At 57.4% G+C, this 26,997-nt stretch carries 19 protein-coding genes; 7 read left to right on the forward strand and 12 right to left on the reverse strand.

The genetic code is table 11. The features are described from left to right. Window positions 1–81 precede the first annotated feature (81 nt). Window positions 82–960: an archaetidylserine decarboxylase gene (asd, locus tag ACTRWH_RS18315; protein WP_462826718.1), complete on the forward strand. Its 879-nt coding sequence runs from the start codon at window positions 82–84 to the stop codon at window positions 958–960. Here asd and epmA read toward each other — a convergent pair. Then, on the reverse strand, window positions 932–1,906 hold the full coding sequence (epmA, locus tag ACTRWH_RS18320; RefSeq protein WP_036209701.1) for an EF-P lysine aminoacylase EpmA: 975 nt from the start codon (window positions 1,904–1,906) through the stop codon (window positions 932–934). The two genes, asd and epmA, sit on opposite strands and share 29 nt — an antisense overlap. Window positions 1,907–1,917: 11 nt before the next feature. After that, window positions 1,918–2,493: an elongation factor P gene (gene efp, locus ACTRWH_RS18325; protein WP_036209698.1), complete on the reverse strand. Its 576-nt coding sequence runs from the start codon at window positions 2,491–2,493 to the stop codon at window positions 1,918–1,920. Between the two features lie 45 nt (window positions 2,494–2,538). Here efp and epmB point away from each other — a divergent pair, with 45 nt between their 5' ends. The 3 genes from epmB to ACTRWH_RS18340 all read left to right on the forward strand — a co-directional run bounded on the left by epmB (window position 2,539) and on the right by ACTRWH_RS18340 (window position 7,855). Continuing rightward, window positions 2,539–3,579 carry an EF-P beta-lysylation protein EpmB gene (gene epmB, locus ACTRWH_RS18330; RefSeq protein WP_127401725.1) on the forward strand — a complete coding sequence of 347 codons (1,041 nt, stop codon included), beginning with the start codon at window positions 2,539–2,541 and terminating at the stop codon, window positions 3,577–3,579. 226 nt (window positions 3,580–3,805) lie between these two features. After that, on the forward strand, window positions 3,806–5,608 hold the full coding sequence (locus ACTRWH_RS18335; RefSeq protein WP_136632987.1) for a GTPase: 1,803 nt from the start codon (window positions 3,806–3,808) through the stop codon (window positions 5,606–5,608). A 159-nt stretch (window positions 5,609–5,767) separates the two neighbouring features. After that, window positions 5,768–7,855, forward strand: a complete 2,088-nt coding sequence (locus ACTRWH_RS18340; protein ID WP_036209690.1) for an EAL domain-containing response regulator — start codon at window positions 5,768–5,770, stop codon at window positions 7,853–7,855. Between the two features lie 39 nt (window positions 7,856–7,894). Here the strand turns inward: ACTRWH_RS18340 and serB are convergent, their stop codons facing one another. Continuing rightward, window positions 7,895–9,118, reverse strand: coding sequence for a phosphoserine phosphatase SerB (serB, locus tag ACTRWH_RS18345; protein ID WP_136633265.1), 1,224 nt, complete (start codon window positions 9,116–9,118; stop codon window positions 7,895–7,897). Then, complete coding sequence (parC, locus tag ACTRWH_RS18350; protein ID WP_036209686.1) at window positions 9,111–11,435, reverse strand: DNA topoisomerase IV subunit A; 2,325 nt, start codon at window positions 11,433–11,435, stop codon at window positions 9,111–9,113. The genes serB and parC overlap by 8 nt, the downstream gene beginning before the upstream one ends. A gap of 210 nt (window positions 11,436–11,645) precedes the next feature. On the opposite strand from parC, the gene ACTRWH_RS18355 reads away from it, so the two are divergent. Both ACTRWH_RS18355 and ACTRWH_RS18360 read left to right on the forward strand, forming a co-directional pair. Beyond that, complete coding sequence (locus tag ACTRWH_RS18355) at window positions 11,646–11,885, forward strand: hypothetical protein (RefSeq protein WP_036209682.1); 240 nt, start codon at window positions 11,646–11,648, stop codon at window positions 11,883–11,885. Between the two features lie 105 nt (window positions 11,886–11,990). Next, a complete protein-coding gene (locus tag ACTRWH_RS18360; protein ID WP_085679770.1) occupies window positions 11,991–13,628 on the forward strand; it encodes a methyl-accepting chemotaxis protein in 1,638 nt (545 codons plus the stop codon). A gap of 62 nt (window positions 13,629–13,690) precedes the next feature. Here ACTRWH_RS18360 and ACTRWH_RS18365 read toward each other — a convergent pair whose 3' ends face one another. Both ACTRWH_RS18365 and ACTRWH_RS18370 read right to left on the reverse strand, forming a co-directional pair. Further along, a complete protein-coding gene (locus ACTRWH_RS18365) occupies window positions 13,691–14,272 on the reverse strand; it encodes a YceI family protein (RefSeq protein ID WP_036209679.1) in 582 nt (193 codons plus the stop codon). 53 nt (window positions 14,273–14,325) lie between these two features. Then, window positions 14,326–14,886: a cytochrome b gene (locus tag ACTRWH_RS18370; RefSeq protein ID WP_075196543.1), complete on the reverse strand. Its 561-nt coding sequence runs from the start codon at window positions 14,884–14,886 to the stop codon at window positions 14,326–14,328. 553 nt (window positions 14,887–15,439) lie between these two features. Here ACTRWH_RS18370 and ACTRWH_RS18375 point away from each other — a divergent pair. Further along, window positions 15,440–16,735: an EAL domain-containing protein gene (locus tag ACTRWH_RS18375; RefSeq protein ID WP_036209674.1), complete on the forward strand. Its 1,296-nt coding sequence runs from the start codon at window positions 15,440–15,442 to the stop codon at window positions 16,733–16,735. Here the strand turns inward: ACTRWH_RS18375 and ACTRWH_RS18380 are convergent. The 6 genes from ACTRWH_RS18380 to ACTRWH_RS18405 form a co-directional block, all read right to left on the reverse strand. Beyond that, the gene (locus ACTRWH_RS18380; RefSeq protein WP_075196544.1) at window positions 16,722–18,497 is read right to left on the reverse strand and encodes an SLC13 family permease; all 1,776 of its coding nucleotides are present in this window, start codon (window positions 18,495–18,497) and stop codon (window positions 16,722–16,724) included. The genes ACTRWH_RS18375 and ACTRWH_RS18380 overlap by 14 nt on opposite strands. Before the next feature lie 101 nt (window positions 18,498–18,598). Beyond that, window positions 18,599–20,494 carry a DNA topoisomerase IV subunit B gene (gene parE, locus ACTRWH_RS18385; protein WP_091640957.1) on the reverse strand — a complete coding sequence of 632 codons (1,896 nt, stop codon included), beginning with the start codon at window positions 20,492–20,494 and terminating at the stop codon, window positions 18,599–18,601. Between the two features lie 114 nt (window positions 20,495–20,608). Then, the gene (locus tag ACTRWH_RS18390) at window positions 20,609–21,100 is read right to left on the reverse strand and encodes a protease complex subunit PrcB family protein (RefSeq protein ID WP_075196546.1); all 492 of its coding nucleotides are present in this window, start codon (window positions 21,098–21,100) and stop codon (window positions 20,609–20,611) included. Next, on the reverse strand, window positions 21,097–23,736 hold the full coding sequence (locus ACTRWH_RS18395; protein WP_159265610.1) for a S8 family serine peptidase: 2,640 nt from the start codon (window positions 23,734–23,736) through the stop codon (window positions 21,097–21,099). The genes ACTRWH_RS18390 and ACTRWH_RS18395 overlap by 4 nt, the downstream gene beginning before the upstream one ends. Before the next feature lie 177 nt (window positions 23,737–23,913). Continuing rightward, window positions 23,914–25,965, reverse strand: coding sequence for a TRAP transporter large permease subunit (locus ACTRWH_RS18400; protein WP_462826719.1), 2,052 nt, complete (start codon window positions 25,963–25,965; stop codon window positions 23,914–23,916). 16 nt (window positions 25,966–25,981) lie between these two features. Continuing rightward, a complete protein-coding gene (locus tag ACTRWH_RS18405; protein ID WP_036209655.1) occupies window positions 25,982–26,992 on the reverse strand; it encodes a putative solute-binding protein in 1,011 nt (336 codons plus the stop codon). Window positions 26,993–26,997: the final 5 nt, after the last annotated feature.

The following is a 26,997-nucleotide window of genomic DNA, read 5'->3' on the forward strand; positions in this document are numbered from 1 at the left end:
CGCGAAGATATGAAACAATTTCTATACACACCCCGCGATTTGTTAAACTTCGCGCCTTTGAGCGCCAAGGATCACTTTCCAATGTTCGACAAGCTGTTTGTAATGAGCCAGTACATAACGCCGCAACTCGCGGTTTCACGCCTTGCGGGCCGACTTGCGGACAATGAAAGCATGCCCGGGCTAAAGGATCGTGTGGTGAAGTGGTTCATCGGCCGCTATGGCGTCAATATGAACGAAGCGCTGGAACCGGACCCGGCGGCCTATGCAAGCTTCAACGCCTTTTTTACCCGCGCCCTGAAACCCGGCCTGAGGCCCGTGGACGAGCGAGAAAGCACTCTGGTCAGTCCCGTTGACGGCGCCATCAGCCAACTGGGTCAAGTCAGCAATGATCGGGTATTCCAGGCCAAGGGCCAGTCCTTCAGCCTCAACGAACTGCTCGGTGGCGATGAGGAGCGGGCGGCAAGCTTTACCGATGGCGAATTCGCCACCATCTACCTCTCCCCTAAGGACTATCACCGCATTCATATGCCGCTGGCCGGCACGCTCCGGGAAATGGTGTACGTTCCCGGCAAGCTGTTTTCCGTCAACCCGACCACCGCGGAGAACGTGCCCAACCTGTTCGCCCGGAATGAGCGGGTTGCCTGTCTATTCGACACCCCGGCAGGCCCAATGGCCCTGGTGCTGGTCGGCGCAATGATCGTGGGCAGTGTCGAGACGACCTGGGCCGGCGTCGTGGCACCCGGCGGCGGTGAGGTTTCCGAGAGTCGCTATGACAACCTCAAAACACCCATCCAGTTTGAAAAAGGCGAGGAAATGGGACGGTTCCGCCTGGGCTCAACGGTGATCATGGTTATGCCCAAGGGCGCTGTGAAATGGAACGCCAATCAGGTAGCAGGCGGTACGGTGCGTATGGGTGAAGCTTTCGGCGACATCAACACCGGTCAGCCGGGAACGCAATAACGCCGGCCAACTCATCAAGCCCCAACTTCAGCATCAACAGGCGGTCCAGGCCCAAGGCCACTCCGGAACAATCGGGCACCCCCGACTCCAGGGCCGCCATGAACGACTGGTCGATGGGCATCTCGGGCTTTCCCACTCTGCGGCGAGCCTGGTTGTCCGCCTCAAACCGACGCCTCTGCTCGTCGGGATCGGTCAGTTCCCAGTAGCCATTGCACAGCTCCACACCGCCCACGTAGAGCTCGAAACGATGAGCCTGCCGCACCCCGGACCGTTCAGACACACGGGCCAGTGCAGCCTGGGACTCCGGATAACCGGTCACGAATACCGGCCCAACGCCCGCCAGTGCCGGCTCCACCTGAGAGCTCATCAGCAGATCCAGATAATCGTCACGAGAGAGGCCATCCAGCTGGGATGGTTCCATCCATTGTTCGCAACGCTCTGACAACTCGTCATTACCGGCCAAAAACGGATCAATACCCGCGAACCGGACAAACGCATCGCGATAATCCATGGTGCGTGGCGGCTCACAACCCAGCCAGCCACAAACCAACTCGGAGACCTCTTCCATCAGATCGACATCCGTAAAACCGGGCCGGTACCATTCAAGCAGGGAAAACTCAGGGTTGTGTCGCCGCCCGAACTCACCGTCGCGAAACACCCGGGCGATCTGATAAATAGGGCCGGATCCAGCCGCCAGCATCCGTTTCATGTGATATTCCGGGGATGTCTGCAGCCACCCGCCCGCTGGGCGGACTCCGATCGAGGCGGGATTCGCGGAGATACTGTCAATATTGATATCAGTAACACCATGCCGGCCAAGCACGGGCGTCTCGACTTCCATCACATCACGTTGCGCAAAAAAGCCACGCACCCAGGCAAGCTGTTGTGCGCGGCTTTTAAGAGCCACCTGTGAAGCCGAGGGCCGCCACTGAAGGGAGTCAGTCACCAGGGCTCCAATCAGCTGTTTTTGACCCGGTTGACGTATTCACCGGAGCGAGTGTCCACCTTGAGCACTTCACCAATGGTGATAAATAGTGGCACGTTGACAACGGCACCCGTGGAAAGCGTCGCCGGCTTGGAGCCACCCTGGGCGGTATCGCCTTTCATACCCGGATCCGTGTCCACCACTTCCAACTCGACAAAGTTGGGCGGGGAGACTGTCAGAGGCGCGCCGTTATAGAGCGTTACGGTATAAACATCCTGCTCTTTCAGCCATTTAAGCGAGTCACCAACCGCCTTGGCATCCGCCGGAAACTGCTCGAAAGACCCGTCGGTTTTCATGAAGTGCCAGAATTCGCCATCGGTATACAGGTACTCCATTTCCAGATCGATCACGTCAGCAGCTTCCAGGCTCTCGCCGGATTTGAAAGTGCGTTCCCACTGCCGGTTGGTCATCAGGTTACGCAGTTTTACCCGGTTGAATGCCTGCCCTTTGCCGGGCTTTACGAATTCGTTCTCGAGAATGATGCAGGGGTCGCCGTCCAGCAAAACCTTAAGACCGCCACGGAATTCGTTGGTAGAATATGAAGCCATGAAATTATCACCTGAAACGATGCTTTTGGAAATTCGAAGCTGGCTATGATACAGCGAACCGCCACCCGTATAGAAGCCCGCCCCGTCGATCACGCTGATCACAGCTGGCAGCGACTGCTCTCGGAGTCCGTCACTACGCCGGATGCCCTCCTACGCCGGCTTGACCTTGACCCGGCAGCTTGGCTCCATGGCGCGGACGAAGGCCACCGATTGTTCCCCATACGGGTACCCGAACCCTATCTGAATCGAATCACGAGGGGCGATCCCGACGACCCCCTGCTACGTCAGGTGCTGCCTTTATCGTCCGAAGCAGACACCTATCCCGGGTTTGTCTCCGACCCACTTCAGGAAAGTGGCTCGATGCCAGCGACCGGGCTGATTCGCAAGTATGATAGCCGCGCCCTGTTAATGGTGACCGGGCAATGCGCCATCAACTGTCGCTACTGCTTCCGCCGCCACTTCCCCTACGAGGACCACCGACTGTCGCCGGAGGACCGGTCGCAGGCCCTCAAGGCCCTCTCCGACGATACTCGCATAAACGAAGTGATTTTCAGCGGGGGCGACCCGCTGGTGGCGAATGACCGGCTGCTGTCGGCCTGGGCGGAGGCACTGGCAGCCATCCCACACATCCGCAGGCTGAGAGTCCATACCCGACTGCCCGTCGTCATCCCCCAGAGGGTGTCTGATTCGCTGATCGCGTGGCTCTCGGGCTCACGCCTGCAGGCTGTCGTTGTCATCCACGTCAATCATCCCGCCGAACTGGATGCCGACACGCAACAGGCCCTCGGGCGACTGAAAGCCGCGGGCGTCACATTGCTGAACCAGAGCGTGATATTGAAAGGCGTGAACGACAACGCCAGAGTGTTGGCGGAACTCAGCGAGCGATTGTTCGAGTGCGGTGTACTGCCCTATTACCTCCATGCCTTCGACCCAGTGGCCGGCGCCCACCACTTCGAAGTTAGTGACGACAAGGCTCGGGACCTGGTACGGCAACTGATCACAGTGCTGCCAGGTTTCCTGGTACCCAGGCTTGTCAGGGAGATTCCGGGCCAGCCTGGGAAAACACCATTGGACCTGTTTGCGTGACCCATTTGGCAATGTTGGCCCAATTTTACTTGTTAAACATTGTCAACTCGTGCTTTTCTCGCTTTTTGTTGTGCGTTTGCTATTTTACAGTGCAGAAAGCGATAACAATAAAAACCGATATTCGCGGCGTTTTCCGATTAAAACACGCAGGCGTTACCAAGATACGCCTGTAGTTCGTGGTGCAACCCGGAGTACCTACCGTGGTCCAGACAATTGGCGTGATAGCATGGAAGGCATGATTCTGAAGCCCGATCTCCGCGTTCCTGAACAGAAGACGGCAAGTCTCTCTTTTTGCCAGACTTCCCCCAAAGCCTTCAGGGACTGGGTAAACCAGTTACCAATGGCGAATATTGGGGAAGCTTCCCGGCAGCTCTATCACGCCATCATTGAACTCAATCATCTGTTTATCGCGCCTCAGCAGCGGCTGCAACTGCTGGAACTGATTCGCCCGAAGATTCACTTCGTCTGCTCCGAACTGTCTCGCCACTACCTTGGCTTGGCCGTTGCCCTACCGGAAAAACAGCGCAAGGTTGCCAATCTGTCCCAAGCCCTGCAGCTCCATGCCGCCAGCGGCTACAAACTGTGTGTGCTTGAGTTCCTGGACAACGGCGGCCTAGACAAAAATCGCAAGGCGGTCTCGACAGCGATTCACCGCGCCATCTCAGAGTTGGCGGCTACGATCGTAAGGGCCCATCAACTGTATTGCCCAAGCCCTGCGCAAAGTTGGCTGGAATGTCATCGACTTTTCCGATTCGCCCATCGCAACAAGATTCAGGGGCTGTCCGTCGACGACGATACTCTGACCCATCGCCGTGGAAGCTCCGTGGAAGACTGCTACAAGCGCATCCTGCTGCTAGGCTGCGCCCGCCCCAATCAACTCCGGCAAGGCGAGTTGGCGCAGGTTTACGAGCTGTTCGAGAACTGGACCCACCTGGTTTCCTGCGGGCCCGAAACCGATAACGACAGCCTGTTCGTGGTAAACATGGAGCGGGACACCTCGCCGGTCTACCGCAGCCTGCTGGAACAAAAGCCGGGTAACGACTGCTACAACTTCGACACTCGGGAATTATCAGAACAGATCACGGACGCCTTGCACGCCCGCAACAGACGGGATGGTGGGTCCAGCGAACTTGAGCTGCCCTCCCGCATTGGCGACACACTTCTGACTCACCTGAGCCAGGCGCTCGGCATCCTTGCCAAGCGCAACTTCAATCGCATTGCCAGTCAGGGCACGCTCGAGATATGCGTAGGCCTGACCGCAACCCATTATTACGTGGCCGGCGAAAAAACGTTCAACGAGTTTGTCAGCGGCAACGACAACCAGAACGGCGACGACAACATGTTCCTGCGCTCGTCCCGGCAGAAACAGGATGCCTGGGCCGGCGCCCATGACGCCGGGCCCAACGACGAGCCATTGCAATCGGCAGATACGCCAATCAACTTCCGTAACAGTATTGGCGCCACACCAGACAGTGAAAGTGATCGAAGAAAACCCAAGCGCCACCATGCACTGCTGGTGAACACCAGTCCCGGCGGATACTGCGCCGCGTGGGAGACCAACGTCCCCTCCTCCCTTCAGGCGGGCGAGGTTCTCGGCGTCCGCGAGCAGTCAAACCACCCCTGGAGCGTAGCGGTTGTGCGCTGGATAAGACAGGTTCGCAACCAGGGCACACAGGTTGGCATTGAGCTTTTGGCCCCCAGTGCGGCGCCATGCGGCGTAAGACTGATTCAGAAAATTGGCAACAGCAGCGAGTACCTGCGCGGCCTCTTGCTACCGGAAATCAGCGTCGTTAACCAGGCAGCAACCCTAATCACACCGCGACTTCCGTTCCAGTCCGGCAGCCGGATTTCATTGCTTCATGACGGTCGGGAAGATCAGGGCACACTGTCCCGCAAGATTTCAGCGACCGGCAGTGTCAGTCAGTTTGAACTCAAGCTTCAGAGCGCCAGTGTAACGCCAGCCGGCGGCAATCCGCCGGAGGCAGGCACCAGTGAAGACGAGTTCGACTCACTATGGCCCTCGCTATAGCGCACCGTTACTGTGAACGGGCGCTTATGAACCCGCCCGAAGGGTTGTTATTAACCGGTAACCCCTGCATCATTCAGCGTTAGTGAAAGCCGGCCCCGTGCTCTGAGTTCTACGACAGGTGTCGGCACAGCCAACGTGTATCACGAGACATCTGACGAAATGCAGAAAAAGAACGCAACCGTACACCTGCTCATCCTTGATCCGTCCCAGAACGACGCCGAGACCCTGGTCAGCCTGCTCCGAAACTCGGGCAAAGCCACGCGAGCCCATCGCATCACGTCCGAGGAAGACCTTGAAGAAACCCTGAAAACGGGTAACTGGGACCTGCTTTTAGCGCGCGACGATGTTGAACAGGAGTTCGGCGCAGATGGCGCCCTGGCGATGATTCGGCGCTTGGACAAGGACATTCCGTTCGTTCTCCTGACCGGCGAATTCAATCGCGAGCGCACAGTCTCCATTATGAAAGCCGGTGGACAGGACACGGTTCCGTTCGAGAACACGGATCAGTTGGTGCTGGTGGTTAACCGGGAGCTGAGCGCCCTGGAGGATCGGCGGCGTCGCAGGACTCTCGAATCCCACCTACGGGAATCTGAACAACGCTGCCAGCTTCTGCTGGAAAGTTCCAAGGACGCCATCGCCTACATTAACGATGGCATGCACATCTACGCCAACCAATCGTACATGGAGTTCCTGGGCTACGACGACATCGACGACCTGATCTGCATCCCTGTGCTCGACACCCTGACACCGGAAAGCCAGGAAAAATACAAGGAGTTCATGAAATCCTTCGCCGATAGTGGTGAGGATGGCATGACCATGAACTGCGTCGCCCGCCGCAGTGACGACCAGGAACTCAGCGTCACCATGTCGGTATCCGCAGCGACGTATGATGGTGAGACCTGCACCCAGATCGTGATCCAGCCAGAGCACAGCGACGCGGAGCTGGAAGAGAAGATTCGTCAGATCAGCAGCCAGGACCTGCTAACCGGCCTGTTCAACCGTCAATACCTGATGGATGCCTTGGGCCAAACGATTGCGACGGCTGGCAAGGACAACAAGACTGGTGCACTGGCCTATATCGCCCTGGACAACTTCATGAGCCTGAAAGGTCAGGTGGGCATTGCCGGCGCCGACCTGATGCTTGGCGACCTGGCTACTCTGCTGAAGGAGCAGGCGCCGGAGAATATGGTCCTCGCCCGCCTCAGCGACGACGCCTTCTGCCTGCTGTGCCAGCCGTGCGAAGAGAAAGTCATGGCGGAGCAATGTGAAGCCATTCGCAAGAAGGTCGAAGACCATCTGTTCGACATCAACGGCCGCACGGTACAACTGACTCTCAGCATCGGCGTTGCCGCGATTACCGAGAATGCACCCAAGGCACCGGACCTGATGGGCCGGGCCCACACCGCCTCATCGGAGCTGAAGAAAAAGCCGGGCCATGAGCAGGGCAACGGCGTTCTGGTGTACAACCCGGCAGATTACGAGGCCATGGATGAAAGCAACTCGGTCGATGCCATCCAGAAAGCCCTGGATGACAATCGCTTCAAGCTGCTTTTCCAACCCATTATCAATCTACGCGGCGAGGGTGAAGAACACTACGAGGCCTTCGTCAGGATGTTGAACAAGGACAACGAGGAAGTCTCACCGTACGACTTCCTGCCGCCCGTTGGCCCCTCGGAGATGGCTATCAAGATTGACCGCTGGGTGATTCTGCAGACCATCAAGCAGCTTTCCAGCCATCGATCGCGCGGGCACGATACCCGCCTGTTCCTGAACGTGACGGCAGAGACCCTGGAAGACAAAACCTTTACCCCCTGGCTGAGTGTGGCCCTGAAGGCAGCTCGCCTGCCGGGCGACTCACTGATCTTCCAGATACGCGAAGGTGATGCCAACAACTACATGAAACAGGCCAAAGAGTTCGCCAAGGCGGTTCACGAGCTGCACTGCAAGGTCTCGATCTGCCAGTTCGGGTGCGCTCTGAATCCGTTCAATACCCTGAAGCATATCGACGTGGATTACGTGAAGATCGACGGTTCCTTTACTGAAGAACTTCAGAAGAAGGACGACGCCAAGGAAGAGGTCAAGGAAATGGTCAAGAGCCTGCAGAGTGCAGGCAAGCTGACCATCGTGCCTCTGGTCGAGAACGCCAGCGTGCTTGCAACCCTGTGGCAGGCTGGAGTGAACTACATCCAGGGCTATTATCTGCAGGCCCCGGTTCCGGAGATGAACTACGACTTCGGTGACCACTGAAGAATCGCGCGGCATAGCCCTCCCATGCCGCGCGTTCTGCTACCTTTCCCGGGCCTGCAGACTGTCGCTTTCCCTGAACCCGATCAGGTAGAGGATCGCATCCAGCCCCAGCGTCGAAATCGAATGCCGTGCGGATTCCTTGACCAGGGGCTTGGCCCGAAAAGCCACCCCGAGCCCCGCCTGGCTTAGCATGGGCAGATCATTGGCACCATCACCCACCGCAATGACCTGTTCCCGTGAAATATGCTCGCGTTCCGCAATTTCCTGAAGCAGTTCCGCCTTGCGCTTGCCATCAACAATCTGGCCCGACACCCTGCCCGTCACCTTGCCGTTTTCAATTTCCAGCTCGTTGGCGTACACATAGTCAATCCCGAGTTTTTTCTGCAGATGGCGAGCAAAGTAGGTGAAGCCACCAGACAGTATCGCCGTTCGGTAGCCCAGGGATTTCAGGCTCAGTATCAGGTGTTCCGCACCTTCGGTTAGATTCAGGCGGGCGGCGATGCCCTCAAGCACGGATTCATCCAACCCCTGGAGAAGCGCCAGACGCTCTGCAAAGCTCTGCCCGAAATCCAGCTCACCCTGCATAGCTCGCTCGGTGATCTCCGCCACCTGCGCCCCAACGCCGGCTTCCAAAGCCAGTTCGTCGATCACTTCGGCGTCGATCAGGGTGGAATCCATATCGAACACGACAAGCCGTCGATTACGGCGGAAGATGGAGTCCTCCTGGAAGGCAATATCCACGTTCATCTCTCCGGCGATATGCAGGAAGTCGGAGCGCAGCTGTTCGAGATCAGATGGTGTGCCACGGACAGAAAATTCCACGCAGGCAATGCGGTTCTCGGAGGAATTCAGCGACGGGCGGGCAGAAAGCCGGCTGATGTTATCGATGTTCAGGCCATGGCGAGCGGTAATCGCAGACACCCGCGCAATTTGCTCGGCCTTGATATCCCGCGACAGCAGCGTGACGATGTAACAGGCGCGGTTACGCCCCTCCGCCCACTGCTGATACTCCTCGATCGTAATCGGCGCAAAACGCACCTGCAGATCCAGCGCATGCAGTCGGAACAGAAGGTCGCGAATCACCGGTGAGGATTTGGACTCATCGGGGATCTCGATCAGGATACCCCAGGTCAGGTGGTCATGGATCACCGCCTGGCCGATATCCAGAATACGCACATCGTACTGTCCCATGATGCCGGTTATCTCCGACGTCAGGCCCGGCTTGTCGCGCCCCGAAACGTTAATCAGAACCAGTTCACTCACTGTCAGGCTGCTCCTCTGCATTGGCAACGCTGTCTGCATCGGAAACGCCTGCCGCATTGCTGGCTGACTGAATCACATCTATCGCATCCACTCTCTGAAGCCCGCGAGGCAGTTTATGACCACGGCGGCCACGCTCGCCCAGGTAGTGCTCCAGATCGCTGAACTGAAGGCCCATCTTGCGCTTGCCGGCACGAATCTCCAATTGGTCGTCCTCAGCGAAAACGGCAACAGCCACCACATACTCTTCCCGGTTCTGAACCCGCGCCGAGGGAATGCTGATGATCTTGTTACCCTTGCCTTTGGCCAGCTCCGGCAGCTCGCTCAGCGGGAACACCAGCATCCGTCCTTCATTGGAAATGGCGCCCAGATAAAGCGGCTTGTCCGAGCCGGGCACCACCACCGGCGACATGATCTTCGCCCCTTTCGGTACCGACACCACGGCCTTGCCGTTGCGGTTTTTGCTGATCATGTCATTGAGGGAGGTCACGAATCCGTAACCGCCATCGGTAACCAACAACACCTTCCGCGCTGGATCGCCCATCAGCAACCCAGAGAACGTTGCTCCCGACGGCGGATTGATACGGCCACTCAGAGGCTCGCCCTGCCCCCGCGCAGATGGAAACGTATGGGCGACCAGGGAGTAAGCCCGCCCCGTGGAGTCCAGGAATACCGCCTGCTGGTTATTACGCCCCTTGGCAGCCATGGCAAAACTGTCACCCGCCTTGTAGCTGAGCCCTTCCGGCTCAATATCATGGCCCTTGGCAGCACGGACCCAGCCCTTCTCCGACAACACGACTGTGACCGGATCGTTGGAAACCAATTCGGTTTCGCTGAAGGCCCTGGCTTCCCGGCGCTCGACAATGGGTGAACGACGATCATCCCCATAGGTTTCCGCATCCGCCAGCAATTCGTCCTTGATCAGCTCCCGCAGGCGGTCCTCGGAGCCAAGAATCGCCTGCAGCTCATCCCGCTCAGCCGACAGCTCGTCCTGCTCGCCACGGATTTTCATTTCCTCAAGCTTGGCCAGGTGACGCAACTTCAACTCAAGAATGGCTTCAGCCTGCTCTCCGGACAGCCCGAAGCGGGACATCAACTCTGCTTTGGGTTTATCTTCGTAGCGGATAATCGCGATAACTTCATCGATGTTCAGATAGGCCACCAACAGGCCTTCAAGAATATGCAGACGCGCCAGGACCTTATCCAACCTGTGCTGCAGGCGCCGGGTGACGGTGGTGCGACGGAAGCTGAGCCACTCCGTCAGCATTTCGCGCAGGCCCTTCACGCCCGGGCGGCCGTCATTGCCGATGACGTTGATATTCACCCGATAGGTTTTCTCCAGATCCGTGCTGGCAAACAGGTGGGCCATCAGCCCTTCTTGATCCACACGATTGGAGCGTGGAACGATCACCAGCCGGGTCGGGTTCTCATGGTCGGATTCGTCGCGCAGGTCCGCGACCATGGGCAGCTTTTTGGTCTGCATCTGCTGGGCGATCTGCTCCAGCACCCGGTTCCCGGAGACCTGATGAGGCAGGTCGGTCACCACGATTTCCCCGCTCTCATTAATCCAGCGCGCCCGCATTCTTAGCGAGCCCCGGCCGGTCTCGTACATCTGGCGAATATCCTTGCGAGGCGTAATGATCTCCGCGTAGGTGGGAAAGTCTGGCCCCTGGACATGCTCACACAGGTCATCGGTGGTGGCCTCCGGCTGGTCAAGCAGCCTTACACAGGCCGCTGCCACCTCCCGGACATTGTGCGGCGGGATGTCCGTTGCCATACCCACGGCAATACCGGTGGTGCCGTTCAAAAGTACGTGAGGCAACCTCGCGGGCAATACTGAAGGCTCGTCCATGGTGCCATCAAAGTTTGGCACCCAGTCCACTGTGCCCTGCCCCAGCTCGCTGAGAAGGACATCCGCGAATTTCGCGAGACGGGATTCTGTATAACGCATGGCCGCGAAAGATTTGGGGTCGTCAGGCGCGCCCCAGTTGCCCTGGCCATCCACCAGTGGGTAGCGATAGGAAAACGGCTGAGCCATCAACACCATGGCTTCGTAGCAGGCACTGTCGCCATGGGGGTGAAATTTACCCAGGACATCGCCCACCGTACGGGCAGACTTCTTATACTTTGAGGTGGATTTCAAACCAAGCTCGGACATGGCGTAGATAATACGCCGCTGCACCGGCTTCAGTCCGTCTCCGACGTTGGGCAACGCCCTGTCCAGAATGACGTACATGGAGTAGTCGAGGTAGGCCTTTTCGGTGTAGTCCCGCAATGAAACCCGCTCAAAGCCTTCATCCGTGGTCTGAAACTCTGGCATGGATGCCCCTTTGTTATTGCCTGATATGAATTCCGCTGGTTATCCCGGCCTAAGCCGGGACTGCACATTATATGGAGGCGGGGACGGATACACCAACACCCCGTGGATTTTCCAATAGCGGAATTCCCGCATGGAGAGAGTGTAACCCTCACCGTATGCTCGCCATCAGTAAACGATGATCCGTTTCACGACATCCACGAGTGGAGAACTATGAGACCCAACCTGAAAGCCTGTGGGCAGGCGCTGATTACGGCCATGGTGAACGCTGTTCTTGCTCTTACCCTGATGCTCTTGGTGGAGTTTGCCATAACCGGCACTTTCCAACTGGCGGGCCCTTACCTGTGGGCGGGGTTGCTCATCGGACTGGTTATTTTCTTTGCCCAGTTCTGGCGCCAGCGCCATCTCTGCCGGAACGGACAATCGGCCCAGGAGTCCCCTGATACGCTTTAAGGGTATTCCTGCCAACCACACCTCATAAGCAACCCGCTAACACTGACAACCTTCTTTCCGATGCTATCCTGACTAAACGCGTCTTCAGAAAAGCAGGAAGGAAAGATGAATTTCAAGAATTCCTTAGGCCTGAGAGCCAAGATCGCTTTACCTTTCGCAATTTCCGCCATCGCTTTGATCGTCATCGGTCTTTTTAGCGTCTTGACGGCACGGAATCTGGTATCCGACACAGATACGCTCTCCGAACGTTATCTTCCCGCCGTAAGCGAAGCGCTCAACGGCGATCGAGACCTTTATCAGGCCCTGGTCGCGCAAATGTCTTTTATCAGCGCAACGGAGAACAATGAATCTCCGGACCAGCATCAGGCTGACTTCGAGGAAAACGCTGACCAAGCACTGGAGAGGCTGGAGAAAGCGATAGAACGCCTGCAAGGCACTGGTATCTCCGGGAAAACCGAGAGTTTTCGCAAAACCTATGACCTCTGGCTGGAGACCGCTCGAGAGTCCATGCGGACTGCACAGTCAGGAGACCCCGCCGCGGGGCACAGGCTACTGACTGAACAAAGCAACCCGCTGTTCAGTGAGCTCAGGGATTACTACGACCAGGTGGGGGTTCACGCCGATGAGCAGGCTCAGATTGTAGCCAACGAAGCATCTCAGGAGGGGGCTGCCAGCTCGGCCTTTATACTGGTCATCACCGCCAGCGCTGTCATAGCCGGCATTCTTCTGTTTATCGTGTTCCTCCGGATGATTATTGCGTCCGTTGGTGTGCTAAGGAAGCAACTTGACAACATTGCCCGGGGCGAAGGAGACCTCACACAACGCATTCCCGTGGAAATGGACGATGACCTCGGCAAACTGGCCACAAGCTTTAATCAGGTGCTGGAAAACCTCCAGGCCATGATCGGCTCCATCCAGGACCTCAGCAAGCAACTTGGCTCGGGCGCATCCGAGCTGTCCAGTGCGGCGCGCGACAACAGCGACGGGATAACACGGCAAACAGATGCTATCTCCATGGTCGCCACGGCCATCAATGAGATGCAAAGCGCCATTGAAGAAGTGGCGGGCAATGCATCACGTGCGGCCGACATTACCAAACACGCCCAGGAAAAAGGCCGCAACGGGGCCACCATCATTCGCAACTCCTCCGTCCAGGTACAGCGACTGGCGGCGCAGATTTCCAAGGCGGTGGAGGTTATACGCAAGCTGTCACAGGACTCGGAGAACATCACCTCGGTACTGGATGTTATCCGCGAGATTGCAGACCAGACCAATCTGCTCGCCCTCAACGCCGCCATCGAGGCCGCCCGGGCCGGCGAACAGGGACGGGGGTTTGCGGTTGTGGCCGATGAGGTTCGCACCCTGGCCAAGCGCACCCAACAATCCACGGAAGATATCCAGGCCATGATCACTGCCCTGCAGACCGGCGTTGCCGATATCGTTGCGGTGATGGAGACCGGCAGCAAGGAAGCGGTGGAAACTGAAAAGCTGGCCACAGAGGCGGAGGCGGAGCTTCAGGGCATCCTCGAATCCATGGCGGATATCAGCGACATGAACACCAGCGTGGCTTCAGCCACCGAGGAACAAACCCAGGTAATTGACGAAATCAACCGAAGCGTGACTGAAATCAATGATCTGGCGTCAGAGAGCATGACGCGCTCAGGCAGCATCGACCGCATTAGCGAATCGCTGGATGGCTATGCCAGGGAACTTGAGCAGCAGACAGGCCGGTTCAAGGTGTGAATTTGAAGGAAGGAGCATTGCCGCCTCCGGACTAAAATCTGGAGGCGGCATTTAGAAAGCTTTTACTGGCGAATGCCTTCGACAGAAATGATCATCTCAACCGTTTCAGACGCCTTGCCCAGATCCATGGGGATACCGAAGTCCGTCAACTTGAATTCGGTTTCAGCTTCAAACCCCATGCGGTAACCACCCCATGGATCGTCACCATGCCCGAGCATTTCCACGTCCAGGGTGACCTCTTTCGTCACACCACGCAGGGTCAGGTCACCGACGATATCGGCCTCGCCCTCATCGTCCACAACCACTCTTTTACTCTTGAACGTGGCCTCTGGGAATTCGTCAACGTACAGGAAGTCTTCCGAGCGCAGGTGCTTGTCACGCTCGGCGTGGTTGGAATCAACGCTGGATGTGTCCACGGCAACTTCAACGGAACTGTTCGCCGGGTTTTGTGCATCGTAGACAAATTCACCATCGAAATCGTTGAACCGACCATACAACCAGCTATAGCCCAGATGGGAAATCTTGAACGTAATAAACTGGTGGGAACCCTTGGTATCAAAAGCATAGGTTCCACTGTGCTCGGATGCCTGGGCTCCGCCAGACACCGCAAGTGCAACCGCAGATGCAAGCAGCAATTTTTTCATGTTCATCTCCTTGTTTAAACAGCCCGTAGGCACGATTGAATCGATAGTCTGAATTACAATTGGCGGCGGCCTGAACCCAACATGCGTCGAAGGGTGTCGTCCCGGTCAATCAGATGATGCTTAACCGCAGCCAGACCGTGTACCCCGGCAAGCACGACAAGTGCCCAGGTAGACCAGTAATGGACAAGCCCGGCGGTGTCCTCCATCCCCTTAATCTGGCCGGTCACCGAAGGCACATCAAACCAGTTGAACACACTTATTGAGGACCCATCCGCCGTCGAAATGAGATACCCACTGGCCATAGCAACAAAAATCAGCACATAGAGCAGAGAGTGTGCGCCATGAGCGGCCAACACTTCCAGTCGGCTATGGCTCGGGAGTGCACGCGGCAGCGGATTGAACAGTCGCCACACCAGGCGAAACAGCATGACCAACAGCAGCAATATACCGATACTTCTATGGATATCCGGGCCGGTGCGATACCAGTCGTCGTAATAGGATAGATCCACCATCCAGTAACCCAGCCCGAATAGGCCAAACACCGCTACAGCCACCAGCCAATGAATGGCTACGGATACCACACCAAAATTACTGCTCGAATTGCGTACCTGCATGACGCTTAACGTCCCACTCCCTGATACCAGACAAGATCCCAACAGTTTAGGAAGAGCCCCGCACAAAACCAATCAAAATGTTTTGGAGACGAAGATCAGATTTTCTGATGAACAACCCCATACGTACGATCCCTTATACCTTTGGTCTGATACGGGTTTTACGGATTGTGGAAAACAATGGGTACGATAAACTTTTTACATACTTCATTTACCCGGTTCGGGTCACTCAGTGAACGAGAGGAATAAACATGGAACTTGAATTCGACGAATCCGTCGCAGTACCCAGCAACAACTGATTCCCTGCAGCTCCCACCGGAGCTGCCGGACACCGGTCCTGCTCACCCACCTGCGCATTGCCGCCTGACGTTGCCTGTTTTTACATGAAATAGTGGTAATAACCCGCTGTTTTTGGCACTCTTCTGTCTATCTAGACCATCCTGTTCGTGCTGACTGATTTACTTTCCTATAAGTCAACGAAATGCGACCAGGATCAACAGATCGGGCTGCCACAGGCTTTCCCGATGTTTTCGTTTATCCGGACCAGAAAAGGCCTATGTCGCGAACCCTCCCAGAGCAGATGACCGCACCGGAAGTTGATGTGCTGTCGCCTATGTTAACCAGGGAGGGGGAATCATGGACGGCCGACTACCAGGGCCTGACTTTACGAACGGCGCTGCAGCCAATATTCAGTATTTCCCACAAACGGGTTGTCGGCTACGAAGCGCTGATTCGCGCCTTTGATACCGATAATGCTGCGGTATTACCCCTTCATTTGTTCGAGCTACCGAGCTCTGACGCCGAAAACCTGCTGCTTGATCGCCTTTGCCGATACCTGCACATCAGCAACTATTCCGGATTCCAGGACCAGCTGAATTGGCTGTTCCTGAACGTATCTCCCCGTGTGGTTTCAGCTGGCAACCGTGCCGACAGCTTTTTCGGCGAACTGTTGAAGAAAACGGGCCTGCCTCCCCATCGCATCGTGATGGAGATTGTAGAGCAGCCAACGGACGATGCAGAACGACTGCGTGAAACCGTTGCCTACTACCAACAGCTGGGCTGCCTGACCGCTATCGATGACTTTGGTGCTGGGCATTCCAACTTTGAGCGCATCTGGAACCTGTCACCGGATATCGTGAAGCTGGACCGTAAGCTTCTGACTCGGGCCACAGACGACCACAAGGCCAGACAGATACTCAACGGCATCGTCTCTTTGCTGCATCAGTCTGGGTGCCTAGTGCTCCTTGAAGGCGTGGAAACTCACGACCAGGCAATGATTGCTATCGACGCGGGCGTTGATTTTGTCCAGGGATTCTATTTCAGCAGGCCAAGTACTGCCCTGGCGGACATTCCCCACAAAGTGACGGACCTGGACGGGTTACTGAGAGACTATAAGAGCAAAAACCGGATAACGAGAGACCCAACACAGCAACTGATTTCCTACTTCGAGGATTTCTTTCGTAGTGCCGTAGACACACTCTCGCAGGGCATGCCGATGAACGAGGCATGCAGTAGCCTGCTGAATCATCCTGCGGTGTCGCGGTGTTACCTGGTCGATGCCAACGGCGTACAAATTGATGACACCATGGTATCGGACGCCACAGCCCGGGGCCTGGACCCTCGATTCCGGCCGCTGGAAAGCACCACCAGTGCCGACTGGTATCGCCAACAGTATCTACGCCAGGCCATTGCCCAGCCAGGCCATGTTCATATAACCGCGCCCTACCTCTGTATTACCGGCGCATACATGTGCGTTACCCTGTCCCTCGGTTACTACCACAAGGGCGAGCTGAGGGTTCTTTGCTGCGACATTCTCGCCAACCCTACCGAAACCGCCCTCAGGAAAGGCTGATCCCGTAGACCACCGAGATCACGCCGACGGTCACCAGCCCGATAAACAGGTTCATCGGCAGGCCTACTTTTACGAAGTCCATAAACCGGTATCCCCCTGGCCCAAACACCATCATATTGGTCTGGTAGCCCAGTGGTGTGGCAAAACTGGCGGATGCCGCCATCATCACGGCGATAACATAGGGCTCTGACGCGATCCCCAGGGCCGTTGTCATTGACAGTACAATGGGTAGTACCAACACTGCGGCTGCGTTGTTGGTAATGACCTCGGTCAGCACCGATACCGCGAAGTACACCAGCAGGATGGTCAGCAGTGGGTGACCACTGCTCACCTCCAGAATGCCCGTCGCAACATAACCTGCAGCCCCGGTTTCCTGAAGCGCAGCCCCTAAGGCAAATGACGCAGCAATTGTAAGCATCACTGGTACATCCACCGCTTTCTGCGCCTGACCGACGGAACAGCAACCGCTAAGAACCATCAGGGCCGCCCCCATCAGTGCGGCGTTCAGCATGCTCAATGCCCCAAAAGCGGCAGCGCCCACGAGCACCAGCAGGATGCCCCAGGACAGATAGGCACGGTCATGGCGGGGTGTTTCGGTTTCCAGGTCGTTGATCAGCAGGAAGTCCTTGGCGTATCGCTGACGACTGACAAAAGCGGGACGTGCCTCCAGCAACAGAACGTCGCCGGTTTTCAGACGAATATTGCCGAGATTGCCCGACACCCGCTCACCACCCCGGGCGACTGCCAATACCACCGCGCCATAACGATCCCGAAAACGGGCATCCCGGATGGTCAGACCCAGCACTTCCGACTGCGGGGACAGCGCGGCTTCAACCAGCCGGCGCTCTGCCCGGTCTTTACTCAGGCTTGGCTCATCATCGTGTACCGAAGGGACAATACCGTTGATTCGCAGCAGATCGGAAATAGCCTGGGTATCGCCAGCAAAGACCAACCGGTCACCGCCTCGAAGGCGTTCTTCCGAAGGTACCGCCGTAACAACGCTGCCATCCCGCTCAATCTCGACGAGGTACAGCCTCTCCAACTCACGCAGCCCGGCCTCTCCGACACTCTTGCCCACCAACGGCCCATCAAAGGCAACTGCCACCTCCAGGGTGAACTCCCGCATGGAACCGAACTTCTGCTGGTCCTTACGATCCGGAAGCGCCCTCGGTAACACCAGAAGCATGACAGCCAAGCCGATCACAGCAACCGGCAACCCAACGGCGGTGATGGAAAAAATCGAGAAACCGCCCTCCCCGGTCAATTGCTGGTACTGGCCATTGACCACCAGGTTGGTGCTGGTGCCAATCAGGGTGAGGGTACCACCCAGAATGGCGGAGTAACTCAGGGGGATCATCAGTTTCGAGGGTGATATGCCAATCTTGCGGGACCAGGCATGGACCGCGGGAATCATGGTGGCCACTACCGGGGTGTTGTTGAGGAAGCCGCTCAGCAACGCGACAGGGAATGCGATGCGGGCCTGGGCCGAGCGCACCGTACGAGGTGACCTGAGCAGGTGATGGACAACCAGGTCTACTCCACCGGAATGGTGAATGCCCGCCGCCACCACGAACATGGCAACCACCGTGATCAATCCACTGTTACTGAATCCGGCAAGGGCCTGATCGGCACTGATAATGCCGCTGGCACTGAGAACGATGAGTACACCCAGCATGACGAGATGCGGGCCGAACCGCCCGACACTCATCAATAATAACGCCACACCCGTAAGGCTTAATGCAAACCAGCCCTGCCAATCCATCTGGTGGTCCTTTGGATAAAAGGGGCAGGATAACGAGTTTGCCGAATACTTAGAAAGAATAAAGGATGCTGTTTAAAGCACCAGAAGAAATATAGGACGATTCAGACTTCGATATCCGCCATATTTCCGTAAGTCTCCAGCCAGGTGCGGCGGTCAGACGCCCGCTTTTTACCCAGCAGCATGTCCATGCGGCTGTCGGTATCGTCGCCGTCTTCAATGGTCAGCATCACCAGCCGGCGGGTATCCGGCGCCATTGTCGTCTCCCGCAACTGGAGCGGATTCATCTCGCCCAGGCCCTTGAAACGGGTAACGGAAATCTTGCCGCGACGGTTTTCGGCCGCCAGCCGGTCGATAATGCCCTGCTTTTCGTGCTCATCAAGGGCGTAAAAAGTTTCCTTTCCCAAATCAACACGATACAGCGGGGGCATGGCAACAAATACGTGGCCGGCAGCAACCACCGGTCGGAAATGCTTGACGAACAACGCGCACAACAGGGTGGCGATGTGTAGGCCATCGGAGTCAGCGTCCGCCAGGATGCAGATCTTGTTGTAACGCAGGCCTTCCAGTTTGTCGGAGCCAGGATCTACCCCAATGGCAACGGCAATGTCATGGACTTCCTGGGAAGCAAGAATTTCGCTGGAGTCCACTTCCCAGGTGTTGAGGATCTTGCCTCGCAGGGGCATGACCGCCTGAAATTCACGGTCACGAGCCTGTTTCGCGGAGCCGCCGGCGGAGTCACCCTCAACCAGAAAGAGTTCCGAGCGGTTGGTGTCGCTGCCGGAACAATCCGCCAGTTTTCCGGGCAAAGCCGGACCGGATGTGACCTTTTTGCGGGCCACTTTCTTGCTGGCCCTGAGACGACGCTGGGCATTGCTGATGAACAATTCAGCGAGTGCTTCAGCAATGTCCGTATGCTGATTCAGCCACAAGCTGAACGCGTCCTTCACCACACCGGAAATAAACGCGGCAGCTTCCCGGGAGGACAACCGTTCCTTTGTCTGGCCGGAAAACTGGGGTTCCTGCATCTTGAACGACAACACATAGGCGCAGCGTTCCCAGATGTCTTCAGGAGACAACTTGACGCCCCGGGGCAACAGGTTACGGAACTCACAGAACTCCCTCATGGCCTCCAGCAGGCCGGTACGCAGGCCGTTCACGTGGGTGCCGCCCTGGGCGGTCGGAATCAGGTTAACGTAACTCTCCATAACCGCTTCGCCACCTTCCGGCAACCACTGGAACGCCCAGTCCACCGCTTCCTTGTTGCCGGAAAAGCTGCCCGTGAACGGCTCCAGCGGTACGGCTTCGATGTCGGCAAGCTCGGTGCGCAGGTAGTCCCGCAAACCGCCCTCGTAGCACCATTCATCTTTATCACCGGTGTGTTCCTGCAGGAAAGTGACGTTCAGGCCGGGACAGAGAACGGCCTTGGCGCGCAGGTTGTGGCGCAAACGGCTGACGGAAAATTTCGGGCTGTCGAAGTAGCTTGGGTCCGGGGTGAACTTCAATCGGGTACCGGTGTTCCGCTTGCCCACAGAGTCGACAACTGTTAGTTCCGTCTTCTTGTGGCCGTTGGCGAAGGTCATCCGGTGCAGTTGCCCATCACGCTTGATGGAAACCTCAAGGAGCGTCGACAGGGCGTTGACCACCGAGACACCTACCCCATGCAGGCCACCGGAAAAGTTGTAGTTACCCTGGGAGAATTTACCGCCGGCGTGGAGGCGGGTCAGAATCAGCTCCACACCCGGAACCCCATGTTCCTTGTGCATGTCGACCGGCATCCCGCGGCCGTCGTCTTCCACGCTCAGGGAACCATCGCTGTGCAGGACGACATCGATCCTGCGGGCGTGCCCCGCCAGCGCTTCGTCGACACTGTTATCAATGACTTCCTGGGCCAGATGGTTGGGCCGACTGGTATCGGTGTACATGCCTGGGCGTTTGCGGACAGGGTCCAGACCACTCAGAACTTCAATGGCATCGGCGTTGTACTGTTTCTGGCTCATGGGAAGGAAGCGACTCCACGGGTTTGTTATAAAACTGGCCCATAGCTTAGGGATTCGCAGGGAAAGATCAACGGTTGTTTTGTGCTGGTGTGGATCAGCACGGCCCCGGCGCCGTTAACGCTGTCGCGAGAAACGCCCGAGGCCTTCCCCGGACACCCGCAACTGCTCCCACTCTTCGGGGCTGATGGCGATCACTGCACAGGGTGTGGTCAACGCCTGGGTTACCATGGCGTCTGCCGCCGGCCGCCTGACCTTGACCGCCAACTCCAGAACATCGTCTACGATCTCGGATGACGTCAGTGTCAGGCCGTAGCCGCCAGTGGTTTTCTGCCCCAGCCCCACCAACACCAGATGTTCCTCATTGAAATCAATGGCGCGAAGCATGCTCAGCGCCAGGTTTCCGGAGGGCAGTTGGGCAAGCTTGTCCAGATCTCCGGCACTGGACACATAGACCAGTCCCGGCGCCGTGAGCCCACAGTGATCGGACTCAGTGACCTGTCTCGCCAGAGGCGCACCATCAGCGGTCGCCGAGCGATTGATCGCACAGCCTGTGATCAGACTGAGCACGAGTACACAGAGTGGTAGCAGCGTAAAACGGTAGGTCAACGGGTATTCTCCACGTTGCGGATCGGCTCACCGCCAGTTTTTGACTTCGGGCCTGATCTCAGGCGATACCCCTCAAAGCCCACTCTGGGCAGACCCAGGGAGGTAATGGTGGGCCGACGAAAACTGGTACTCAACCTTACCCCGCCTACCGGTTCTTCGCCAATAACGATTTTTTCAGGTAACCCATTGACCGGATATTCGGCACAGGCCTCGCCGTTTTCACAAATCAGCCCGTTGTTGTCCATGTCGCTGCCGGCAACCAGGAAATACTCACCGGCCTCAACCTCGTCAAACGCAAATTCGTACCGCCCCCGGGAGGCGGAGACAACGGCCTGCTCAAGAGTATCGCGCTCGTCGTCCGCACTGACCAGCAATACATAGTGTCGGCCTGCGTTCCGTTCATCCGATGAACTACCCAGGCTGAGAGATACCGGAATCATAAGCGTTGCAGCAGGTGCGCCGTCTGCTTGATAGGTAATCACCAGCGTTGCCATGTAGCGCCCGTCACCCCCCAGTTGCGTAGGGTCTGCGGTCACTGTCAGTGACAACGGTCGCGCATCGCTGGGTTCACTCACATCAAGCCATGGCGCACCAGGGTCCACGTCTGTGATGGTGACGCTCTCCCCTTCGGGGTAGGTCGAAAATACCAGCTGTTCACTAAGCACCGCAGCATTGAACTGTATAGCGGTGGGCGAGGAACCAAGAGTGATTGGGAAATTGCCGTCCAGCGCCGCATCCATCGCTGCCAGTGCGTTGATCTGCCCCGCTCCGTATTCAAACGCGGGCCCCACATCGTCCGTAAGGTCACCATTTACCAGGAAACTCTGAAATCCGGCAGGGGTAAGGGTCGGCACTTCCGCCTTCATCAGGGCGTAAACGCCCGCCACATGAGGTGCCGCCATTGAGGTGCCCTGCAGGCCAGCGTATCCCGGCTCGAATGAGCCCGTATCGTCGCGCCCCCAGGCGCTGACAATGACATCGGCCGTACCGTCCTGATTGGCATCCCTGCTTGCATCACCACCCGGAGCAACCACGTCGACGGACTGGCCAACGTTGGAATACGAGGCACGCACACTTCCGCCGTCTACAGCCCCCACTCCGACAACGTTGGGATAGGCAGCGGGGTAGGTAGGCTCGTCCGTGCCCTGGTTGCCAGCAGCGGCAACAATCAGTTTGCCGTTGCCACCATTCCAGGCGGCGTCGATCGCCTGCTTGAGCGCGTTGCTTGGGCCAAGCCCACCGAGACTGAGATTAATCACATCTATTTCATTCCGGCCGGCTGCCCAGTTCAGGGCGTCAATCAGGTCAGCGGACGACCCTACACCGTCACGCCCGAGCACCCGTACCGGATAGATAGTGGCCCCCGGCGAAACCCCGACGACACCCTGGGTGTTATCAACGGCAGCGGCAATACCTGCCACATGGGTTCCGTGGAAATTACTGCTCCGGGCCTTGCCGTCACCCGGGTCGGCGGGGTTTGTGTCACGTTGGCCACTGTCCTCCCGATCAATATCCAGATCACCCGATACGTAATCCATGATCTGCCCTGGGATCAGTTGCACATTGGCGCTCAAGTCCGGATGCCAGTCGCCCGTCGCCGTCGGTGGCGAGCGGAATACGCCGGTATCCATGACCGCGATACCAATATCTGCACCCGCACTCGGTGCGGCCTGCCAGGCCAACGGCGTTTGAATCAGCGGCAGACTCCATTGGCGACTGTAGAGTGGATCATTGTCCGGGGACACTTGTTGGGAGGAATAGAGGTAGTTCGGCTCCGCCGATGTCACACCGGGCTGTTGCTGCAACTCCCTGACCCATTCCAGGGTTTCCTGACGCGCACTTTCTCGCTGCCCGGACGACATGGTTGCCAGGTTTCGTGGCCGGTCACGGCGCAACAGCCAGGCACCTCGACCCAGTTCCCTGCGCTGTGACGTCGCCATCGCTGCGATCACTGGCTGGTTCCCCGAGGCTGGCGCGAGGGTGACTACGGCTTCATCAATCATGAATGGCGGCGTCGAGTAGCTGGTGTTCATCACGCTGGCTGTTCCCTCACCTGCCAGCGACAGCACGTACCGAAATGGAATACCGCTGGTGGTACTGACTTCCACCAGGTAAGAGCCGGGCTCGAAAGTGTCGTCGAGCACCTCGACCAGCGGTCGCAGATCACCCGAAGCAGACTGAGACGCCACTTCCACAACGGTTCCCGCCTGCTGTTTCAGTATCCGAAGAGAACGCTCCGGCGCCGCTGCGCCAGCGGGCAGGAGATCCTCCGGAGAACTGAACACCTGAAAAGAGACGCGGTCTCCGGGTGACAGGTCTACGGCGTAGACATCAACGGCATCTTCAAAGTACTGGAAAAAATTTGCGTAGGTATCGGAGCCAGAACTCAGATAGCCACCCACCGTTGCGCCCGGCGGCAGAGTCTGGGCAGACACGGCCGTGTTATTGGCGGTGGCAAGGTCAACACGACGATCATCTGCGGTATCGGAGTCCACCCGTGTACCGCTCTCGATGTCAATCACCCCACTCAGATCGGGTTGCGCCTCACTGCTACCACCGGATCCACCACCGCCGCAGCCTGCGAACAGCAATGTAAACGAGATCAAACCAGCAGTAACAGGAACAGTCCGAATCATAATGGGCTCACAAGGACGACAACTTAGAAGTGCGAGAACGACACCATATGCTTTCAGTATGGTACTCATTAAACGCCTATGAAACCGATTACGTTCCAAACCCATAATCAGATGCAAAAAACCGCCTGCAGGTTACCCCACAGGCGGTTTCGCGTCGGTGCCTCCGAGGCTCTATATCTACAGTGCGTAGAAAAACAGAGGCACGAACGCCGCCGTCAGCAATGTCGGTCCCATCACCACCAGTGGCAATAACAGTCTCTCATAGCGATGCCAGAACGAACCCGTGCGCTCAGCGGCCAACACCTCGGTTTCACCTACCACCTGCCGTGTCAGCAGATGGTTCAGTGCCACCGGCGGGCTCAGGTAGCCCAGTTCAAACGCCACCAGGCACACGATCCAGAAGTGCAGCGGGTCGATACCCAACTGGATGGCGGGCTGCGCGATGGTGGCCGACACCAGGATGACCGCGCCGAACGGGTCCATCACCATGCCGATAATGGTGAGCATAACCACAATCACCAACATGGCGATCCAGGGGCTGGTCAGGTTTTCCGGGAACAATGCGTGCACCACATCGGAACGTTCCAGGATGCCCCCGAGACAGATAGAGAAACCAATCAGCGCCAGCAGTGCGCCGATGTGTACGGCAGAGTCACTGGCGGCCGCCGTTGTACGCATACAAAAAGCACGCACCCGGGATTGGCCCTGTTCGTTGGGATCCTTGCCCGAATCGAGATAGACCAGCGCCAGCATCACCAGCGGCAGGATCATCGGCGCGCTGTACTCATTGAATCCCAAACCGAGAATGACCCAGATGGCCAGGATAACCACCGCGGTAACGATGGCATAAGGCACCAGGGGGCGAAGCTGCGCCAGCGATTTACGGAATGCCCCCGGAGCCGGGCGAGGCTTCCAGTTGCCCTGGGTTTTACAGACAACCACAGAGAACAGGGTGGCCGACATAATAAACACCCAGAAACCCCAGCCGTACATTTCGGAGGTGGTCACTTCCTTGTTCAGCGCCGCCACAACCACGATCAGCAAACAGGGATTAAGAACCACCCCCAAGCTGCCGGACATGGCCGTGGTAGCCAGCGATAGCTGTCGCCCTGCTCCACTCTTGCGCATTTCATCGTAGACGACACCACCCACGGCCAGGATGAAAATCCCCGAGGCGCCAGTAAACGCAGTGGGAAAAGCGGTCGCGAATATCATCACCGAGGCCAACATGGGCGCGGGCAGATGGTAAGGTTTGATGACGTTCAACAGCAGGTCCGGAATGCGAGTCTGCTTCAGCGCCATGCCCACAAGCACATAGAGCCCGATGTTGATAAACATCGAGGACAGGTTGGTCATCATACCGAAATAGATCGCCAGGCCGGACGAGTAGCCGTCCACGAAGAAGAAATAACTCATCGCGATCAGGCCCATTGCGCAATACAGCGGCAGTACCAGGCCGGAGGACGTCGCCAGTGATCCTGGCCTCATTCGAGACGGCACCGACACAAACCGCATCAGGTTGATCACCATGAACAGCCCGAAGACGGCCGCCCAGGCGTATTGCAGCAACGCGGTGCCTCCCGAGCCCGGCGAAGAGGATAACTTGCCCACGTAAGAGAACAGGGAGTACACCATCAGGCCGTTGACCACAAACTGCATGCCCTGGCTCAGACGCCACTCTGACCGGTTGCGCGGCAATCGCAGGGCTATGTGATCGGCGTCGAAGGCCGAAATCGCCGCAGCCATGGCAAACATGGCGATAAACAGGAACTTGGTGAGCTCGATATTATCCAGCAGGAAATCCGCAAAGCCCTGTTCAACCGCCTTGTAAACTGCCAACGCCTCGGTGGCATGCTCCTGGTTTTCTTCATAGAGGCGATGCTTCTGCTGGCAGAGTGCCAGGTTTTTTTCCAGGGACTTGCGGATCGCATCCGGGTCCGGCGGCGAGCTGAAAAGGTCGTCCGGATCTGGCTCGTAGGCCTCGACACGTTTCCTGACCTCTGCATCCACATCCATGGACAACGTGCAGGTCGGCTCCGTGGCGTCCGGGTCCAGCAGGTAGTAGTTCGGCCAGGTCTGCTCCCCCACCCACAGCATGCGCGAGTGGAGTGAGTTTCCCATACCCAGAAGAAGCGTAAAGATAAGGAGCAGCAGGAGGATAACCCCGTGCAATCGATGCACGGGGTACAGCGTTTTCGGGCCTGCCGCTGATAATGCTCGCCAGTTCATGGAGGGTCAGCCTTTATTATTCGCGGTCAGGCGCTGTGCACTCGGAGGCACCGGGATTGCTGGAGCAACGGATTTTGCTGAGCAGGCTCATCATCTTCGGGTGATAGACCTTATTGGCACCATCGGTTCCATCCCGAAGCTGCAGGCGGTTTTCCCGAAACATCTCCTGATAGCCTTCGATGTCAGCATCGGGAATACGGATCCACTTTTCCTCCGGAATGGCGGACTCCTGCCGCTGAATCAGGTCCATGGCCTGGCCGTACATCCCCCAGGCAACTTCACGGGACTTCTGAGCCGTGTCGTCGTCGAGCACATCGTCTCGGGCAATGACCTGGATGGTCAGTTGCGCCAGCGGATAATCAACGATGCCACCGTCTTCACCAATGCCCTTGTAGAGTTCCAGAGCTTCGTAGGCAAACGCCGGTGCGTAAGCCGTATCCACCGAGCCATTGTTGAACTTGCCGGCAAAGTTGGTGATGTCGGAGGGTACAACCGTCGCTTTCACATGGTTGACCATGTGGATGGCGTCCTTCTGGTAATCCAGTGTGGCCATGCGCTTGCCGGCCAGTTCACCAGCGGTATCAATGCTACGGTCATTGACAAACAGGTAGCCTGCACCCGCCGGAACAATGCCCAGCACCTCATAGTCGCCCTGTTTCATCAAGGGCGCTGCCTTGGCCTGCGCAAGCGTGGCGAGGGTTGTTTTCAGATCGTCATAGGTCGGGATCGCGCCAACGGCGCTGATGCTGCCGGTAAATCGGTTGAACGGGCGGGTCCGAAGATCCGTAGCGGCGACGGCGTCGCATTGTCCGGAATTGAAATCACCCACGGCAACCCCTTCGTCAGTGTAGGGGCGCAGTTCAAAATCAACCCCATGGGCTTTCATTTCCAGCGCATAGTCTTTGACCATGTTGTACATATCACCGTTTGCGCCGATCACATCGAAAACGCACATCGTCACAGACTGTGCGGCGGCCATCGGAGCAACTGCAGCAAAAGAAAGGGCAGCAAGGGATTTACGGATCATGAATG

This window comes from Marinobacter sp. G5_S1_61_S3 (assembly GCF_054968585.1).

Bases quoted from the DNA above. Each gene is read 5' to 3' on its own strand.
- ACTRWH_RS18405 (WP_036209655.1), bottom strand. From the start codon at position 26,992: ATGATCCGTAAATCCCTTGCTGCCCTTTCTTTTGCTGCAGTTGCTCCG.
- efp (WP_036209698.1), bottom strand. From the start codon at position 2,493: ATGGCTTCATATTCTACCAACGAATTCCGTGGCGGTCTTAAGGTTTTG.
- parE (WP_091640957.1), bottom strand. From the start codon at position 20,494: ATGAGCCAGAAACAGTACAACGCCGATGCCATTGAAGTTCTGAGTGGT.
- ACTRWH_RS18370 (WP_075196543.1), bottom strand. From the start codon at position 14,886: ATGCAGGTACGCAATTCGAGCAGTAATTTTGGTGTGGTATCCGTAGCC.
- ACTRWH_RS18340 (WP_036209690.1), top strand. From the start codon at position 5,768: ATGCAGAAAAAGAACGCAACCGTACACCTGCTCATCCTTGATCCGTCC.
- ACTRWH_RS18355 (WP_036209682.1), top strand. From the start codon at position 11,646: ATGAGACCCAACCTGAAAGCCTGTGGGCAGGCGCTGATTACGGCCATG.
- ACTRWH_RS18335 (WP_136632987.1), top strand. From the start codon at position 3,806: ATGGAAGGCATGATTCTGAAGCCCGATCTCCGCGTTCCTGAACAGAAG.
- ACTRWH_RS18360 (WP_085679770.1), top strand. From the start codon at position 11,991: ATGAATTTCAAGAATTCCTTAGGCCTGAGAGCCAAGATCGCTTTACCT.
- ACTRWH_RS18395 (WP_159265610.1), bottom strand. From the start codon at position 23,736: ATGATTCGGACTGTTCCTGTTACTGCTGGTTTGATCTCGTTTACATTG.
- ACTRWH_RS18380 (WP_075196544.1), bottom strand. From the start codon at position 18,497: ATGGATTGGCAGGGCTGGTTTGCATTAAGCCTTACGGGTGTGGCGTTA.
- ACTRWH_RS18400 (WP_462826719.1), bottom strand. From the start codon at position 25,965: ATGAACTGGCGAGCATTATCAGCGGCAGGCCCGAAAACGCTGTACCCC.
- ACTRWH_RS18375 (WP_036209674.1), top strand. From the start codon at position 15,440: ATGTCGCGAACCCTCCCAGAGCAGATGACCGCACCGGAAGTTGATGTG.
- asd (WP_462826718.1), top strand. From the start codon at position 82: ATGTTCGACAAGCTGTTTGTAATGAGCCAGTACATAACGCCGCAACTC.
- epmB (WP_127401725.1), top strand. From the start codon at position 2,539: ATGATACAGCGAACCGCCACCCGTATAGAAGCCCGCCCCGTCGATCAC.
- parC (WP_036209686.1), bottom strand. From the start codon at position 11,435: ATGCCAGAGTTTCAGACCACGGATGAAGGCTTTGAGCGGGTTTCATTG.
- ACTRWH_RS18365 (WP_036209679.1), bottom strand. From the start codon at position 14,272: ATGAAAAAATTGCTGCTTGCATCTGCGGTTGCACTTGCGGTGTCTGGC.